Below are 16,170 nucleotides of genomic sequence, written 5' to 3'. Positions count from 1 at the left end.
ACCGGCTGTAGAACAGAAAGCTCAGGCTGCTAAAAAGCATCACAAAAAAGCAGTAAAACACGAAGCTGCTAAACCAGCTGCACAGCCAGCTGCGTAAGAGTACAAGCTTAACCGTGCCCTTCGGGGCACGTTGGTAAACCGGCGCTGAACCGGAACAGGTTCCGCGCCGTTTTTTTATTTCCGGAGGGCGTATGCTGCGACGCTATCGGTTTGAGCTGATTCTGATCCTGCTTATTTTATGCGCGCTCATCGCCAGCCATTTTTATCTTTCCTGATTGTAGCACGCTGATTTTACTCCCACTTTAGCGCTGTCCCGTCTATAGTATTTTCATAGGGTTCACTTTTAATAATCATAATTACCCCCACCAGAGTGTGATATGCGTAAATCTGTTGTGTTGTTACTGGGAACGTTTGGTCTTTTTTCTGGATTCTCACATGCGGATGATGGCGGTGATGACACCATTAGCGCGAAAGAGCTAAAGACGCTTTTTTTCGGTCATGACGATCGTACGCGCGTCGCCGATCCCACCCAGGCCCCCTGGGATGCTATAGGTCAACTGGAAACCGCCAGCGGTAACTTATGCACCGCAACGCTGATCACCCCGCAGCTTGCCCTGACGGCAGGCCACTGCCTGTTAACGCCGCCAAACGGCAAGCCGGATAAAGCGGTTGCCTTGCGGTTTGTGTCGCAAAAAGGGACCTGGCGCTATGAAATCCACGGCATTGAAGGCCGGGTCGATCCGTCTCTCGGCAAACGCCTGAAGCCGGATGGCGACGGCTGGATAGTGCCACCGGCGGCCGCCTCATGGGACTTTGGCCTGATCGTTTTACGCTACCCGCCTTCGGGCATTACGCCGCTGCCGTTATTTGACGGCGACAAGGCCGCCCTCACCGCCGCGCTGAAAGCCGCCGACCGAAAGGTGACGCAGTCAGGCTATCCTGTCGATCATCTGGATACGCTTTATACGCACAGCGACTGTATTGTGACGGGCTGGGCGCAAACCAGCGTGCTTTCGCATCAGTGCGATACGTTGCCGGGTGACAGTGGTTCACCGCTGATGCTGAAAACCGACAATGGCTGGCAGTTGATTGGTGTCCAGAGCTCTGCGCCGGCGGCAAAAGACCGGTGGCGCGCCGATAACCGCGCCTTGTCCGTTACCGGTTTCCGCGACCAGCTGGAAGCCCTGGCGCAGCAGTAAATCAGCAGCGTCTGACCTTACGTAACGCTTTGATTGACTCAATTGGCATCGGCTGGCTGAACCAAAAACCCTGCAGTTGATCGCAGCCAGCCAGCCGCAACAGTTTCATTTGCTTCTCGGTTTCCACCCCTTCTGCCACCACCGCCATGCCCAGCGCATTGGCGATCCGCACCGTACCGCTCACCAGCGCGGCCGCCTGTTCATCGTTATCCACCAGCCCGGCCAGGGATTTATCGATCTTGATGGTGTCGAAGTTAAAACGCCGCAAATAGCCAATGCTGGAATAGCCGGTGCCAAAGTCATCCAGCGCCACCGCCGTACCCAGCGCTTTAAGATTCGCTATCGCCATGCGGGCTCGCTCCGGATTTTCCAGTACATACGACTCCGTAACCTCAAGCTGCAGCCGGTTGGCCGGGAAACGGGTGCTCTCCAGCACGCTGGCCACTTTTTCTTCGAAGGCAGGATCGCGAAATTGCGCGGGGGAGATATTCACGGAGAGCTTTAATTCACCGTACGGCTGCAGATCCTCACAGGCCCGCTGCAACACAAACTGACCCAGCTTGTAAATCAGACCGCTGGTCTCCGCAATGGCGATAAAGGTATCCGGACCCAGCGGCCCCTCCGGGCGACGTGGCCAGCGGACCAGCGCTTCGACGCTGCTCATTGTCTGACTGCGGGCGTCAACGATCGGCTGATACCAGACCTCAAACTCATCGCGCTCCAGACCGCTGCGGATCTGATTTTCAATCGCCAGCTTGCGTTCCCGGACGCTGTTCAGCTCCGCGTCGTAGTGGGTAATACGCCCTTTCCCGCTCATTTTGGCGTGATACATGGCAATATCGGCACGGCGAAACAGTTCGGAACTGTTGCATTCCGTCAGAGTTCCGCTGGCAATGCCGATGCTGGCACCGATATGGATGGTGCGTTCCCCCAGCTGAACCGGGGTGGTGAGAAAATCCAGCACGGAAACGGCAAAGGCGGTAGCCTGCGCCTCTGCATCATCACCGCCGATGGTCATTGCAAACTCATCCCCGCCCATGCGCGCCAGCATCCCGCCCGGCGGCACGCGTTCATTCAGCGTTTTCGCTATCGCCACGATGAGGTCGTCCCCCACGCTGTGGCCGTAGATGTCATTCACATCTTTAAAACCGTCCAGATCGATAAACACCACGCTTTTGACGTCGGTATCGCCGCGTAAACGCACCCGATCAAGCGTCTCGATAAGCGCGCGCCGGTTCGGCAGATGGCTTAGCCAGTCCGTTCTTGCAACCAGACGCGCCTGGCTTTCGCCGCGCGCGAGTTTGTACAGCCCCACGCTGCTCACCAGAATGAAGAGCAGAATCAGCCCCGACACCAGCACCACAATCTGCCTGATATCAGACGATGCCGCCCGGGCGGCCTGTGCGCCCGGGAGCCGCGCCTGCCAGTTCAGATATCCGACCAACTCCCCTGCCGCACTGTGCAGCGGCATACTGCGATCGTTGATTTTGCCTGGGGTAAAATGGAGGTTATCGATCTGAAAGGTGCCGCCCAGGTCGGATAATATTCTGGCGTTCAGATGGCGGGTAATCACCAGATAGCGGCGCGTTCCGTCGTGGATCTGTAAGCTGCCGACCATCGGGCGAATCAGCCCAATGCCGACAAAGGCCACGCCGTTGCGCGTCTGGCTGATCCCCGCATAGATATTTTTTTCGCCCGCAAGCTCGCGCCCGTGCTGGTCGATAAGCGCTTTGAGGCCTTTACCAAAGAAGTCGAGGTTTTTTTCGTTAAAGGGCCGGCTTTGAAACGATCCCCAGAGGACGTTGAAATGCTCATCCAGCACGAAGGTGCCGTCATAGAGGTTATTGATTTTAAAGCCAGTACCCCAGGTGTTGTACAGCCAGTCGGTATCGAGCGTGGGACGGTAGGCCTCCCGCACCGCATCGTCCCAGACGGCGTTATCAAGCACCAGAGAGGAGACGCGGTTAACCGATGTCTGAATAGACCCCTGCACGGAAAGCGCCGTGCGGTGTTCATCAATTTCATTGGTTTTGGTGCTGATAAGATGCAGGGATAGATAGAGCAGTGCGACGATGGAGATGATTAAGCCGATGCCCGCCATGAAGACCAGGGCAAACAACGTTCTCGCATTGGGAATATTGCGCCAGCTTAATGTGCGATACATCAGCCATCCTCTTCATGTTTTGCTTTTCTAAGCGTAATACAGGCAGCGAATTTCGCTGCCTGTAAATCATGGCGAGAGGTCTGTCAGGCGAGTTTTATCATGATCATGCCGGCAAGCAGCAAGATGAGCCCCATCCAGCCCTTGTTGTTTAAGCGCTGGCCGAAGAGTACCCAGCCTGCGGCCAGGGTTGCGGCGATACCAAAACCGCCCCACAGCGCATAGGCCACCGAAAGATCGATCCCTTTTACCGCCTGAGACAGCGCGCTGAACGCCCCCAGAACCGCGGCAATCGACATCAGGCCGTAGAGTTTACGGCGAAAACCATCCGAGAATTTCAGCAGAACGTTCGCCAGGATTTCCAGCACGATGGCGAGCCCCAGCCAGGCCGCATGAACCCACTCAAACTGTTGCATGGTTCTGCTCCTTCTGCTGTTTGCCAGGCTTACGGGTACCCGATTTAATCAGCACAATACCCGCGACCAGCGTCGTTAATCCGGCGACCTTCATTGTTGTTAATGTTTCGTCAAATATCAGCACGCTGAACAGCGTAATCAACAAAATACCGATCCCTTCCCACAGTGCATACGCGACGCCCAGCGCAATTTTTTTCACCGCAAACGAGAGGAAAATATAAGAAAGCGAAATCATCACCAGCATCAAAATAAAACCGGTATTGCCATCGCTGACGCTTGCCCATTTCATAGACAGCGTGCCGGTAATTTCAGCGATGATAGCCAGCGCTAATAGGATCCAGTAAAACATGTTTTTCTCCTGCTTGAGAATATAATCCATCGTGGCTCGCTGCGTGCAGCAAACCAAAAAAATACGAATTGAAATCAGATAGCTAAGCGCTTAGCGCCAGCTCAGGCAGAAGACGTGACTATAGTGCGGTGCGCCAGTGTTGCTCACCAGAAAGCAGGCAGAAGGAGGTGGAGTATACAGCGGTATTGTTTGAAGAGTACGTCCTGAACATATTGTCCATAAAATTACAATTATCCGCGTTGTTGCTTCTCGTCTTTGCGGATGAAAATTGTCCTCAGTAGTTAAACACACCAGATTTGTACCATAAGCCAGGATTTTACTCAAAGTCTTTGCAATTCTTTACCCATACCGTTTGATTTTGGTTAGTTTATTGCAACGCCTTTCACCTTTATTATAAATATAAAGAAAAATTCGGAGTCACCATGGCTAAACCCATTATTACCCTGAACGGGTTAAAAATTGTCATCATGCTGGGCATGCTGGTGATCATACTGACGGGCGTTCGTTTTGCCGCCGACATTATTGTGCCTTTTATTCTGGCCCTGTTTGTTGCGGTGATCCTTAACCCGCTGGTGCAGCGCATGACGCGGCTACGCATCCCGCGCGTGCTGGCGATTACGCTGCTTATCAGCATCATCATTGTGGCGATGGTCTTGCTGGTGGCGTATCTGGGGACCTCGCTCAATGAACTGGCGCGAACGCTGCCGAAGTACCGCTCTTCGCTGGCGATACCGCTGCTGCAGCTGGAACCCTGGCTGCAGCGCGCGGGCATCGAAGTCTCGGTTGAGGAACTCCTGAAATATATCGACCCCAATGCGGCCATGACGATCGTCACCAGCCTGCTGGCGCAGCTTTCCAATGCCATGACCTCCATTTTCCTGCTGTTTTTAACGGTGGTGTTCATGCTGCTGGAGGTGCCGCAGCTGCCGGCAAAGCTGCAGCAGATGATGGTCCGTCCGGTTGAAGGAATGGGAGCGATTCAACGCGCGCTGGACAGCGTCTCCCGCTATCTTGTGCTGAAAACGGCGATTAGCCTGGTCACGGGCGGTGTTGTCTGGGGGATGCTTCTGGCGCTGGACGTTCGCTTTGCGTTTGTCTGGGGGTTACTGGCGTTTGCGCTTAACTACATTCCCAACATCGGCTCCGTGCTGGCGGCGATCCCCCCTATCCTCCAGGTGCTGGTTTTCAGCGGGCTTTATGACGCGCTGATCCTGCTGGCCGGCTATCTGGTCATCAACCTGGTGTTCGGTAATATTCTTGAGCCACGCATGATGGGTCGGGGGCTGGGACTCTCCACGCTGGTGGTCTTTTTGTCCCTGATTTTCTGGGGCTGGCTTCTCGGGCCCGTTGGGATGCTGCTCTCAGTCCCGCTGACCATTATCGTCAAGATTGGTCTGGAACAGACGGCGGGCGGGCAAACTATCGCCGTGCTGCTGAGCGATATGAGCCATAAATAGCGCTGACAGGAGGGACGTATTGCCCCTCCTGTCTTCGCGATAAGCGCCCGGATAGTTACAGATTGAGAATCACGCCACGCGCTATCCTTGCGTGCCAACTACTCGCGCCAGCCCATTGCCGGTGCGACGTGTTTGAGAATGGATTCAATTACGTGCGCATTGTAATCCACACCGAGCTGGTTCGGCACGGTCAGTAATAACGTATCGGCTTCGGCAATCGCGTCGTCCTTTTTCAGCTGTTCAATCAGCTTGTCCGGCTCCGCCGCATAGCTGCGCCCGAAGATCGCGCGCGTTTTCTCATCAAGGTAGCCCACGCTATCGCTGTCGTTGCGGCTGGCACCGAAATACATCCGGTCGCGGTCGTCCATTAGCGCAAAAATGCTGCGGCTGACCGACACCCGCGGCTGGCGCGTATGCCCTGCCTCTTTCCAGGCCTGACGGTACGCGCGGATCTGTTTTGCCTGCTGAATATGGAACGGCTCGCCGGTTTCATCGTCCTTCAGGGTTGAACTTTGCAGGTTCATTCCCAGCTTTGCGGCCCATACGGCCGTCGCATTCGAACCGGCGCCCCACCAGATACGCTCGCGCAGCCCTTCAGAATACGGCTCCAGGCGCAGCAACCCCGGCGGATTCGGGAACATAGGCTGCGGATTGGGTTTGGCAAACCCTTCACCGCGCAGCACCTCAAGCAGCACCTCGGTATGACGGCGCGCCATGTCCGATTCGTTTTCCCCTTCCTGCGGGACATAGCCGAAATGACGCCAGCCATCAATGACCTGCTCCGGCGAGCCGCGGCTGATGCCAAGCTGCAAACGACCGCCGGAAATCAGATCCGCCGCGCACGCGTCTTCGGCCATGTACATCGGATTTTCATAGCGCATATCAATTACGCCGGTACCGATTTCGATGGTTTTCGTTTTTGCGCCAATGGCCGCCAGCAGAGGAAACGGCGAGCTCAGCTGTCGGGCGAAATGGTGCACGCGGAAATAGGCGCCGTCTGCCCCCAGCTCTTCAGCCGCCACGGCTAAATCAATGGACTGCAGCAGCGTGTCTGCCGCCGAGCGCGTGCCGGACTGCGGCGAAGGCGTCCAGTGACCAAAGGATAAAAACCCGATCTTTTTCATAACCATGTGTCCTGAGAATGCTTTGCGTCCTATACACTTTACGCATTACCCGGTAAGAATAAATGCCGTTTATTTAACGGAATAATTCAAATAAATTGATTGAATTTTTTTCAGGTCCGTCAGGTAAAAAACGGCTGGTTATCGGTTTGATTTAACGTTACTACTCTATGTCAGGATTTTTACACCGGACAGAAAATGAAGAGACGCTATGTTGTTGCGGATGTTTTTACTGACACCCCGTTTCAGGGTAACCCTGTCGCCGTCGTACTCGATGCGGAGGGTATGAGCAAAGCACAAATGCAGCAGGTCGCCGTTGAATTTGGCTACAGCGAAACCACGTTCGTTCTGCCGCCAGACAATCCCTCCAGTACGGCACGCGTGCGAATTTTTACGCCCTCGCGCGAGATCCCCTTCGCCGGGCACCCAAATGTTGGAACTGCGTACGTGCTGGCCTATCACGCCGCGATGAATCATCAGCCCCTGACTGAAACGCTGCACTTCGAGGAAATAGCCGGTCTGGTGCCAGTACGCCTGCTGCGTGACAACGATACCGTGACTGGCGCAGAACTCCTGGTGCCTGAGGCACTCTCCTGCCGCTCTGAAGTAAGCCCGGAAAGCGTGGCTGCCTGCTTATCCCTGAACGCAAAAGATATCCGTACCGCGGTACATATGCCTGTTGTCGCGTCGGTAGGTCTGCCCTTCCTGATAGCCGAGCTGACTTCTCGCGAGGCGCTTCGTCGGTGCGTGCCGAATTTACAGGGTTTTCGCGCAACGTTACCGCTGGATGGCGCGGTTTCCCTCTATGCCTATACCCTGGATACGGATCCCGATGAACCTCACGATGTGCAGGCCCGCATGTTTACTCCCCGCATGACAGAAGATCCTGCAACAGGTAGCGCGACCGCCGCTACAACGGCGCTGCTGGCGTTGCACCGCAATAAAACGACGCTTAACCTTAACGTCAGTCAGGGCGTTGATATGGGGCGAGCAAGCGTGCTGTTCGCGGGATACGATGCCTCGTCAGGAAAGGCGGTGGTTCGCGTAGGGGGAAAATGTGTGATTACGCTTGAAGGCGCATTTTCACTCTAACGGAGCAATGGCGTTTACCTTTACGGCACCCGATGGGCTATATTGGCACACTATTTTTATCACAGGTAAAACCGGCAATGGCTTTGATCCCCAAAAACTACGCGCGGCTGGAAAGCGGCTATCGCGAAAAAGCATTAAAAATCTATCCCTGGGTCTGCGGACGCTGCTCGCGCGAGTTTGTCTATTCCAATCTGCGTGAACTCACGGTTCATCATATCGATCACGACCATACCAACAACCCGGAAGATGGCAGCAACTGGGAGCTGTTGTGCCTGTTTTGCCACGATCACGAACATTCGAAATACACCGAAGCGGATCAGTACGGCACCACCGTGGTCGCCGGGGAAGACGCGCAAAAAGACGTGGGCGTCGCCACGTTTAACCCGTTTGCCGATTTAAAAGCGATGATGGATAAGAAGAAATAATCCTCTCGTCCCCTCGTGCTTCTCGAATTTAAAATGTCCAGGTGATAGCGGCGGTTGCAGCTCCCTCATTGCGCCGCATCACGATCGGGCTGTTATTCGCACGATCGCCCAGCCAGGTATAGTCCGCGCTCAGAACCGTTCCCCAGTGGGCATCGAACTGATGGCTCCAGGTCAGGCTGGTGTCGACGCCATAGAATCCACCCGGCGCAGCATAGCGGCGATAGCCGGTGCGGCGGCTCTGCTGCTCGCTGACCCCATACCAGGTATTCAGATAACGGCCGTCGCCGAACAGGGCCGCAGACTGAAAGGCGACCGTGTCCTGATTATTTTGTACCGGGATCAGCGTAACGGAAGCCTGATAGCTTCCCCCCTGGCTGTCCGTTAACGGCAGCGTCGCTTTGCCTTCCATACTCAGCCATGGCGTGGCCTGCCAGCCGACGGCAAGGCCGGTATTCAGGGTGGCATCAATGTCCCCCATCCCTTTCAGATTGTTTGCGCCCTCACGCCAGCCAGAATTTTTATCAGCCCTTCCGAAGTCGTAGCCCAGCGTGTGTTCGAAATACCAGCCGCTGTCGTTTTGCAGGTCATATCCCACCCCTTTTTGCGCATCAATAAAGAAAGCGCCTTTACGACCCTGCAGCACCGGAACCACCTGCCACACCTGCTTGTCTGAGCCTGAGTAACGTGGGGCATACTGTCCCCCCAGCCCGACGGTTAAGGAATCGGACGCGGAGCCATCATCCGCCTGCGCGCCGGAACTCACGGCCATCAGAAGCGGGACGGACATATACAGGACTTTTTTTATCGCTATCATACTGCTCTCCATACGGACGCTGGCGCCTCCTGATACGGGGGCGGCCACACAATGTTGGCGCAGTATGATTTGGCTGAATCAATGAATCGTCGGGATAGTGTTAAGAAATGGTCAAGGTGAACGGATGTTGTCCAGAAGAGTGCTGATTATTGAAGATGACGCCGATGCGGCCGGCGTGCTCGAAGCCTATTTACGGCGGGAAAATTACGACGTGACCATTACCGGAGACGGTCATTCCGGGCTGGATATGGCGCAGCGGTGGAAGCCCGACCTCATCCTGCTGGACGTGATGCTGCCGGGGCTTAACGGCACCGAGGTGCTGGCTGGCCTGCGTCGTAAAAGCGATGTGCCGGTGATCATGGTCACGGCCATGGGGGATACCCCGGACCGCATTGGTGCCCTGCGGTACGGTGCGGATGATTACGTTGTGAAGCCTTATCATCCGGGCGAAGTGGTGGCTCGGGTGCAGGCGGTGCTGCGGCGCAGCAGTAAAAAAGAGACGGATGAAGCGATCCTTCGTTGGCAAACGCTCGAGGTGGACGTTGCCGCCATTGTGGCGAGCGTGGATAACGGCGGCGACGCGCCCGTGATGCTCGATCTTACGCCAACGGAATTCTCGCTTCTGGCAACGCTGCTGCGTTCTCCGGCGCACCCGTTCTCCCGCCAGTATTTACTGGAGCACTGTCTGCCGGAAAGCGAGGCGCTGGAGCGCGTGGTGGACACCCATATTTATAACCTGCGTAAAAAACTCGAAGCGGCGGGGATCTCCGGCGTGCTGATCAACGTTCGCGGCGTGGGTTACAGGTTCAGACAGCCATGATTAAAAATCAGCACTCCTCTCTGTGGCGCTGGATTTGCGCGCGCATCCTGGCGCTGGCTATCGGCAGCGTGATCGTCATTGCCACCTGCATGTGGCTGCGCTATGCGGTACAGAACTACTGGATAATGGGCAAAATGCCAGCGGCGGTCCGCCAGGAGTTTCTGACGCTCAGCCAGAACCCGCAGGCCAATCCGGCCCGCTTCCACTCGATTGTGGACACCTGGTGGGGCCTGAGCTATTCCACGCCGTCTATCGCCTCAGCCGACTGGGCCACGGTGGCCCTGCTGGTGCTGGTGATGATCCCGTTTATCGTGGTGATGGGGCTCAAACACGCCCGGCCGCTGGCGCTGCAGTTCAGCCGCCTTCGCGATGCGGCAAAGGATGTCGCCGACGGGCAGTTTGGCCGCCAGGCGGAACTGATCGAGGATGCGCCGGCTGAAATGGTCAGCTTTGCGACCGACTTTAACTCCATGACGGGACAGCTTGCCCGCTATGAAAAAGAGCTCCGCGCCTCGCACGTCGCGATGGCGCACGAGCTGCGCTCGCCCCTGACGGCCGCCATCGGGCGTCTGCAGGGCATGTTAGACGGCGTGTTTGATGCCAGCCCAGCGCAGCTCGGCATGGTGATGAAACAGCTCCAGCACCTCAACCGCCTCACCGATGAGCTTCACCTTCTCTCGCTCGCCGACGCGGGTAACCTCGTGCTGGAGGACAAGCTATTTTGCCTCGATGAGCTGATTCAGGAGCGGGCTGCCTGGATCATGCCCGAGGCTGACGCGCATCATTTTCGGATAACGCTTCGCAACCCGCGCACCAGCCCCTTCAGAGGCGATGCGTTCCGTCTTGGACAGGTCGTTACGATCCTCATGGAAAATGCGCTTCGTTACGGGCGCGATGGCGGCCACCTTGAGGTGGCGCTGCACTACGCCAGCGGGCATTACATCCTCGAATTTACCGATGACGGGCCGGGCGTGTCGCCCCAGTTCTTACCGGAAATGTTTAAACGCTTCAGCCGCGAGGAGCAGTCCCGCGCGCGGCATTCCGGCGGCAGCGGCCTCGGTTTATCCATCGCCCGGGCGATTTGCGAGGCGCATGGGGGTGAGATTAGCGCGTCATTACCGGAAACCGGCGGCCTCGCCGTGCGCATTTTATTGCCCTGGCATCCGTCCGGTAATGAAAATCTTCACTCTTGATAAAGCCTTGACAGAACATCGAATCTTTCTCGACGTAGCGCGCATTTAATAACGCCATTCCCTTTATGGAGCGGCGTTATGTCAGACGAATTTTTTCTCTCCCTCCGCCACTGCCTGCATCATTTGTACGGCGTGGCGCGCACCCTTTCCTGGCTGCATTTTCTTCCCCTGGCCCTGCTTGCGCTGGCGATTTTTCCGCTGACCGGCTGCGGTGATAAACACGAAAATAAGCCCGACCCTGCGCGAGCGGTACGCTACGTCGTCGTTGGCACCGCCCAAACCCTTCCCGCGCTGGAAAGAACCGGTGAGATCCGTGCCCGCGATGAAACGACCCTGAGCTTTCGGACCGGGGGCCGGATACTGACGCGCAGCGTTGATATTGGCGATCGGGTCACTGCCGGACAGCTGCTGGCCACGCTTGACAACACGACCGGGCAAAACCAGCTCGACGGCGCGGCGGCCGACTATGAAGGTGCTAAAGCCTCGGCGCAGGTCGCCGCGCTTAACGTCAGTCGAATGCAAAAGCTCATGCCAACGGGCGCGATAGCCCGCACGCAGCTCGACAGCGCCCGTGCGGACTGGCTTGTCGCCCGCGCGCGCTTAAAAAGCAGCGAGGCCGCGTGGCGAAATGCCCGCGAAAGCCTCGGCTGGACGCGCCTGATCGCGCCGCAGGCGGGCGTCATCACCGCCGTGAACGCTTCTGCGGGGCAGGTTGTCAGCGACGGTCAGTCCGTGCTGACGCTGGCAACGGGTGAAGCCCGCGACGTGGCGTTTGATATTGCCACTCCGGATGCGATCCCGCCTCTGGATAAGGCGGAGTTGCGGGTTTCCCTCCTCAGCGATCCGTCGGTGCAGGCGTCTGCCGCGCTGCGGGATATCACGCCGCAGGCCGATCCTCAAACCCGCACCTGGCGCGTCAGGGCCACCCTGCAAAACCCGCCGGCGGCCATGGCGCTGGGCGCCAGCGTAACCGTCACGTTGCCATCGTCTGCCCCGCGCGGCTACACCCTTCCCGCCTCGGCGCTGACCCGCATCGGCGACAAACCGGCCGTTTTTGTGATTACCCCGCAGTCGCGGGCGCAGCTGCGCGCGGTGGTGCCCGCGAGCTATACGGCCACCTCCGTCATGATTGCCTCCGGCCTTGAGCCGGGCGACAGGGTGATTACGGCGGGCGTGAGCACATTACGATCCGGCGAGCCGGTGATGGCCGGAGAGGTTCAGCCATGAACACAGAACCGGAAGCCAAATTTAACCTCTCAGCCTGGGCGCTGAAGAACCAGCAGATGGTCAGCTTTTTCATGCTGCTGGTGATTGCGATGGGCGTGTTCTGCTATGAGAAGCTGCCGCGTAACGAAGATCCGGCTTTTACCATTAAAACGGCCGTCGTCTCCGCGCAGTGGCCGGGAGCCTCCGTGGCGGATACCACCCGCCTGCTGACCGATACGCTTGAAAAAAAGCTGCAGGAAACGCCCTGGCTGGACTATCTCGAAAGTGAAACCCGGGCCGGACGCACCGTTATCCACGTCAACCTCCGTGACGATACGCCCCCGCAACGCGTGCCGGATATCTGGTATCAGGTTCGCAAAAAAATGCAGGACATCGCGCCGTCCCTGCCCGAAGGGGTGCAGGGTCCTGCCGTGGACGACGAGTTTGACGACACGTTCGGCACAATTTACGCCTTTATTCCCGAAGGTTTTACCCTGCGGGAGGTGCGGGATCGCGCAGAAACAATTAGTCGAGAGCTGATGTCCCTGCCGGATATAGGCAAAACCACCCTGCTGGGCGAACAGCAGGAGCAGTGGGTTCTCGCCTTTTCTCCGGCGCGCCTGGCCGGGATGGGGCTCGATATTCAGGCGGTTGCCGACGCCCTCCGGGCGCAAAATGCGGTTGTCCCGGCAGGAACGATGCGTACCGAAAAAGAGAACATGGCGATCAAGGTCAGCGGGGCGCTCACGACCGAGGAGAGCTTACGCGCCGTCACGCTGCACGTGAACAATCGCTATATTCCGCTGACCGACATTACCACCGTCACCCGGGAAATCGCCGAGCCACCGGCTCCGGCCTACCGGGTGAACGGCAAACCGGCTATCGGGCTGGCGGTGTCGATGGCGCCAACGGGCAACATGCTGCGTTTCGGCGCTGCGCTGAATGCCAGAATGGCGGCCCTCAGCGCCGGGCTGCCGCACGGTATCGAGATGGTGAAAGTTGCCGATCAGTCAGCGGTGGTCAGTGACGCGGTAAGCGGGTTTATCCGGGTGCTTATCGAAGCCGTTGTTATCGTGCTGGCGGTTTCATTTGTCTCGCTGGGGTTACGGGCCGGACTGGTGGTGGCGACGGCCATTCCGCTGGTGCTCGCCATGACGTTTGCCGGCATGATGCTCGCCGGCATCGGCCTTCAGCGTATCTCGCTCGGGGCGCTGATCATTGCCCTGGGCCTGCTGGTGGATGACGCCATGATCGCCGTCGAAACGATGGTCTCCCGGCTGGAAGCGGGGGATTCCCGTCGGCACGCGGCCACCCATGCGTTCAAAACGACGGCCTTCCCGATGCTCACCGGTACTCTGGTGATGATTGCCGGCTTTATTCCCGTTGGTTTTGCGGCCTCCAGCGCCGGTGAATACTGTTTTTCCCTGTTTGCGGTGGTGCTCATTGCCCTGCTCTGCTCCTGGGCTGTCGCGATCCTGTTTTCGCCGCTGACGGGCACGTGGCTGCTGCCGGAAAAAGTCAGACATCACGCGGCAGGCCCCGGCAGGATCGCGCGCGGGTACGGACGGCTTTTACGCCTGGCACTGCGCCACCGGCTCGCTACCGTGCTGATTGCGCTTGCCGCGCTGGGGCTGTCAGCGTACGGCACGACGTTTATGCAGGGCGAGTTTTTCCCCGCCTCGGACCGGCCTGAGCTGCTGGTCAGCCTGACGCTTCCGGCCAACGCGTCGCAGCCGGAAACGTTAAGAGAGGTGGAAAAGCTGGAAAAGGCGCTGGCAGGCAACGGCAACATCGATCGCTATTCGACGTACGTCGGGTCGGGAGCCATCCGTTTTTACCTGCCGATGGACGTGCTGCTGGAAAATGAAAATATCGCCCAGATGGTCGTGGTGGCTAAAGATCTTGAGGCGCGGGATCGTCTGCATGCTCAGCTCAACAGGATCCTGGCGACGCAGTTTAGCGACATCATCACGCGCGTGTCGCCCCTTGAGCTGGGGCCGCCCGTCGGCTGGCCCATCAAATACCGGGTGAGCGGGCCAGATTATCTGCAGGTCCGGGCGTTGGCGAACCGTCTCACGGACGCGATTGGCCGGTCTCCGTACTCACGCGACGTTAACCAGACGGCCGGAGAGCCGGAGAGGGTCATTACCCTTAAGGTGAATCAGACGGCGGCCAGAGCGGCGGGAATATCGTCAGAAAGCCTCGCCCGCACGCTGAACACCGTCTGGTCCGGCAGCGTTGTCACCTCCATCAGGGATAATGACCGCCTTGTCGACGTGGTGCTGCGGGCCACGGACGATGCGCGTCACAGCACCGCCACCCTCTCCTCGCTCACGATTCAGGGGAATGACGGTAAAAAAATTCCGCTCAGCGCCGTCGCGACGCCGGTCTGGGGCGTGGACGATCCGGTCGTCTGGCGTCGGCAGCGCGTGCCCTTCATCACGGTGCAAACGGATCTTGCCCCGGGGCTGAAGGCTGAAGCGGTATCCGCGGCGCTGCGTCCGGCGGTCGACAAGCTGCGCGCGAGCCTGCCCGCAGGTTACAGCATTGAAGAAGGCGGCGCGGTTGCCGAATCGGACAAGGGGAACAGCTCCGTCTTTACCGTTCTTCCGGTAACGCTGGTCATCATGCTGTTGCTGCTGATGCTTCAGCTGCGGCGTTATTCCCGGATGCTGCTGGCCCTCCTGATGGCCCCGTTTGGCCTGCCGGGGATCGTGCTGGCTATGCTGCCCGGCGGCACGCCGATGGGGTTTGTCGCGCTGCTGGGCGTCATCGCTCTGGCGGGAATGATCGTGCGCAACGCGGTGATACTGATTAGCGAAGTTGACAGCAATCTTGCTCAGGGGATGGCAAACGATGCCGCGATTATGGCGGCCGCGGAGCACCGGGCCAGGCCCATCTGCCTGACCGCCTGCGCCGCCATTCTGGGCATGATCCCGATCTCTCATCAGGTCTTCTGGGGGCCAATGGCCTATGCGATTATCGGCGGGCTGCTGGTCGCGACGCTGGTGACGCTGACCGTATTACCCGCGTCGTTTAGCCTGCTGTTACAGTGGGGAGCTCAGCGCAACGCCACAGAAGACGGACTGCGCTGAGGCTCCACCGTTTCCCGGCAGATTACGCGGCGGTCAGCGCAAAACGGTCTTTCAGGACATGGCGGATTTCATCCTCCGCCAGTTTCCGCGTTTCAGTGCCGTTCGCCGTGATGGTTTTCAGCATATCGCCCAGCAAAATCTGGCGTCCCTCCGGGCTGTGTTGCACCACCACCCGCTTCTGCACAAAGATGGCATCCGGGTGCGTGGAGTTAAGGTAGTTGGCCGGAACGAAGTCAATCCATTCCTGAGGGGTGAGATCAAAGCCGTACTGCCGGGCCCACTCTCCCTCAACCTTCGCCTCAAGCAGATACTCACCCTCCGCGCTGCGGCTTAGCCGAAACGTGTCGAAATCCTGCGTGATATCCACATCAAGCGTGTCCAGCGCCATCGGCGCACGAATGCCGTAGCTGCCGAACCCGAGGTCGCAAAGCCACTGTCGGCTATCTACCTCAGCGACGATCGCCATGTGGGTTTTCGGCCGCCGCGCGGGGTAGAACATCGGGCGCGCCGCCACGAAGCGGTAAGGGATCCCTAACGCCGCCAGCGCCATGGCAAAAAGCCCGTTTACCTCATAGCAGTAGCCGCCGCGCCCCTGCGTTAACACCTTATCGGCGATATCGTCTGGCGCCAGCGAGACAACTTTGCCCGCCTGCACGTCCAGATTTTCAAAGGGAACGGAAAAGAGCTGATGACGCATCAGCGCATGCAGGGTGGCCGTATTGGCACCCGCCGGTCCGGTGTAGTTTATGCGGTTGAAATAGGTGGAAATGTTGAAGTTATCACTGTGCATAATGCCTCCTTGTCCTGAACATGCCGGACACT

General features: G+C 58.1%; 14 protein-coding genes and 1 pseudogene. 9 read left to right on the top strand and 6 right to left on the bottom strand.

Annotated features, from left to right (window positions below; genetic code table 11):
• Together IM317_RS23885 and IM317_RS04085 are read left to right on the top strand one after the other, a co-directional pair.
• Nucleotides 1-97, top strand: a pseudogene (locus IM317_RS23885) (acid-shock protein); the annotation flags it as partial.
• Between the two features lie 280 nt (nt 98-377).
• Nucleotides 378-1,199 (top strand): serine protease, encoded by an 822-nt coding sequence (locus tag IM317_RS04085; RefSeq protein WP_033145374.1) that lies wholly within the window; start codon nt 378-380, stop codon nt 1,197-1,199.
• Between the two features lies 1 nt (nt 1,200).
• On the opposite strand, the gene IM317_RS04080 is transcribed toward IM317_RS04085, so the two are convergent.
• From IM317_RS04080 to mdtJ, 3 genes are all read right to left on the bottom strand, one after another.
• Complete coding sequence (locus tag IM317_RS04080) at nt 1,201-3,363, bottom strand: bifunctional diguanylate cyclase/phosphodiesterase (protein ID WP_033145373.1); 2,163 nt, start codon at nt 3,361-3,363, stop codon at nt 1,201-1,203.
• 83 nt (nt 3,364-3,446) lie between these two features.
• Nucleotides 3,447-3,776 carry a multidrug/spermidine efflux SMR transporter subunit MdtI gene (gene mdtI / locus IM317_RS04075; protein ID WP_024909144.1) on the bottom strand — a complete coding sequence of 110 codons (330 nt, stop codon included), beginning with the start codon at nt 3,774-3,776 and terminating at the stop codon, nt 3,447-3,449.
• Nucleotides 3,763-4,125 carry a multidrug/spermidine efflux SMR transporter subunit MdtJ gene (gene mdtJ / locus IM317_RS04070; RefSeq protein WP_029739354.1) on the bottom strand — a complete coding sequence of 121 codons (363 nt, stop codon included), beginning with the start codon at nt 4,123-4,125 and terminating at the stop codon, nt 3,763-3,765. The genes mdtI and mdtJ overlap by 14 nt, the downstream gene beginning before the upstream one ends.
• 422 nt (nt 4,126-4,547) lie before the next feature.
• Between mdtJ and IM317_RS04065 the strand changes: the two genes are divergently transcribed.
• Nucleotides 4,548-5,582, top strand: a complete 1,035-nt coding sequence (locus IM317_RS04065; RefSeq protein WP_033145372.1) for an AI-2E family transporter — start codon at nt 4,548-4,550, stop codon at nt 5,580-5,582.
• A 98-nt stretch (nt 5,583-5,680) separates the two neighbouring features.
• On the opposite strand, the gene IM317_RS04060 is transcribed toward IM317_RS04065, so the two are convergent.
• Complete coding sequence (locus IM317_RS04060) at nt 5,681-6,706, bottom strand: LLM class flavin-dependent oxidoreductase (protein WP_033145371.1); 1,026 nt, start codon at nt 6,704-6,706, stop codon at nt 5,681-5,683.
• Nucleotides 6,707-6,901: 195 nt separating this feature from the next.
• Here IM317_RS04060 and IM317_RS04055 point away from each other — a divergent pair, with 195 nt between their 5' ends.
• Together IM317_RS04055 and yajD are read left to right on the top strand one after the other, a co-directional pair.
• Entirely contained in the window at nt 6,902-7,795 is an 894-nt protein-coding gene (locus IM317_RS04055; protein WP_033145370.1) for a PhzF family phenazine biosynthesis protein, read from the top strand.
• Between the two features lie 77 nt (nt 7,796-7,872).
• Complete coding sequence (gene yajD / locus IM317_RS04050) at nt 7,873-8,220, top strand: HNH nuclease YajD (protein ID WP_003857471.1); 348 nt, start codon at nt 7,873-7,875, stop codon at nt 8,218-8,220.
• A 28-nt stretch (nt 8,221-8,248) separates the two neighbouring features.
• Here the strand turns inward: yajD and IM317_RS04045 are convergent, their stop codons facing one another.
• Nucleotides 8,249-9,034, bottom strand: coding sequence for a MipA/OmpV family protein (locus IM317_RS04045; RefSeq protein WP_033145369.1), 786 nt, complete (start codon nt 9,032-9,034; stop codon nt 8,249-8,251).
• 124 nt (nt 9,035-9,158) lie between these two features.
• Here IM317_RS04045 and IM317_RS04040 point away from each other — a divergent pair, with 124 nt between their 5' ends.
• The 4 genes from IM317_RS04040 to IM317_RS04025 all read left to right on the top strand — a co-directional run bounded on the left by IM317_RS04040 (nt 9,159) and on the right by IM317_RS04025 (nt 15,348).
• Nucleotides 9,159-9,854, top strand: coding sequence for a response regulator (locus IM317_RS04040; RefSeq protein WP_029739347.1), 696 nt, complete (start codon nt 9,159-9,161; stop codon nt 9,852-9,854).
• Complete coding sequence (locus IM317_RS04035; protein ID WP_033145368.1) at nt 9,851-11,047, top strand: cell wall metabolism sensor histidine kinase WalK; 1,197 nt, start codon at nt 9,851-9,853, stop codon at nt 11,045-11,047. The genes IM317_RS04040 and IM317_RS04035 overlap by 4 nt, the downstream gene beginning before the upstream one ends.
• 78 nt (nt 11,048-11,125) lie before the next feature.
• Nucleotides 11,126-12,274, top strand: coding sequence for an efflux RND transporter periplasmic adaptor subunit (locus IM317_RS04030; protein WP_033145367.1), 1,149 nt, complete (start codon nt 11,126-11,128; stop codon nt 12,272-12,274).
• Nucleotides 12,271-15,348 carry an efflux RND transporter permease subunit gene (locus IM317_RS04025; protein ID WP_033145366.1) on the top strand — a complete coding sequence of 1,026 codons (3,078 nt, stop codon included), beginning with the start codon at nt 12,271-12,273 and terminating at the stop codon, nt 15,346-15,348. Before IM317_RS04030 ends, IM317_RS04025 begins: the two co-directional genes overlap by 4 nt.
• A gap of 22 nt (nt 15,349-15,370) precedes the next feature.
• Here IM317_RS04025 and IM317_RS04020 read toward each other — a convergent pair whose 3' ends face one another.
• Nucleotides 15,371-16,138, bottom strand: a complete 768-nt coding sequence (locus IM317_RS04020) for an arylamine N-acetyltransferase (RefSeq protein ID WP_033145365.1) — start codon at nt 16,136-16,138, stop codon at nt 15,371-15,373.
• Nucleotides 16,139-16,170 lie beyond the last annotated feature (32 nt).

This window comes from Enterobacter cloacae complex sp. S3 (assembly GCF_014930495.1).
Lineage (GTDB): Bacteria > Pseudomonadota > Gammaproteobacteria > Enterobacterales > Enterobacteriaceae > Enterobacter > Enterobacter asburiae_B.
This window is presented reverse-complemented; position numbering and strand designations above follow the sequence as displayed.

Coding starts and splice junctions, on each gene's coding strand:
- IM317_RS04080 (WP_033145373.1), bottom strand. CDS start 3,363: ATGTATCGCACATTAAGCTGGCGCAATATTCCCAATGCGAGAACGTTG.
- IM317_RS04040 (WP_029739347.1), top strand. CDS start 9,159: ATGTTGTCCAGAAGAGTGCTGATTATTGAAGATGACGCCGATGCGGCC.
- IM317_RS04025 (WP_033145366.1), top strand. CDS start 12,271: ATGAACACAGAACCGGAAGCCAAATTTAACCTCTCAGCCTGGGCGCTG.
- yajD (WP_003857471.1), top strand. CDS start 7,873: ATGGCTTTGATCCCCAAAAACTACGCGCGGCTGGAAAGCGGCTATCGC.
- IM317_RS04045 (WP_033145369.1), bottom strand. CDS start 9,034: ATGATAGCGATAAAAAAAGTCCTGTATATGTCCGTCCCGCTTCTGATG.
- mdtI (WP_024909144.1), bottom strand. CDS start 3,776: ATGCAACAGTTTGAGTGGGTTCATGCGGCCTGGCTGGGGCTCGCCATC.
- IM317_RS04085 (WP_033145374.1), top strand. CDS start 378: ATGCGTAAATCTGTTGTGTTGTTACTGGGAACGTTTGGTCTTTTTTCT.
- IM317_RS04065 (WP_033145372.1), top strand. CDS start 4,548: ATGGCTAAACCCATTATTACCCTGAACGGGTTAAAAATTGTCATCATG.
- IM317_RS04055 (WP_033145370.1), top strand. CDS start 6,902: ATGAAGAGACGCTATGTTGTTGCGGATGTTTTTACTGACACCCCGTTT.
- IM317_RS04035 (WP_033145368.1), top strand. CDS start 9,851: ATGATTAAAAATCAGCACTCCTCTCTGTGGCGCTGGATTTGCGCGCGC.
- IM317_RS04020 (WP_033145365.1), bottom strand. CDS start 16,138: ATGCACAGTGATAACTTCAACATTTCCACCTATTTCAACCGCATAAAC.
- mdtJ (WP_029739354.1), bottom strand. CDS start 4,125: ATGTTTTACTGGATCCTATTAGCGCTGGCTATCATCGCTGAAATTACC.
- IM317_RS04060 (WP_033145371.1), bottom strand. CDS start 6,706: ATGAAAAAGATCGGGTTTTTATCCTTTGGTCACTGGACGCCTTCGCCG.
- IM317_RS04030 (WP_033145367.1), top strand. CDS start 11,126: ATGTCAGACGAATTTTTTCTCTCCCTCCGCCACTGCCTGCATCATTTG.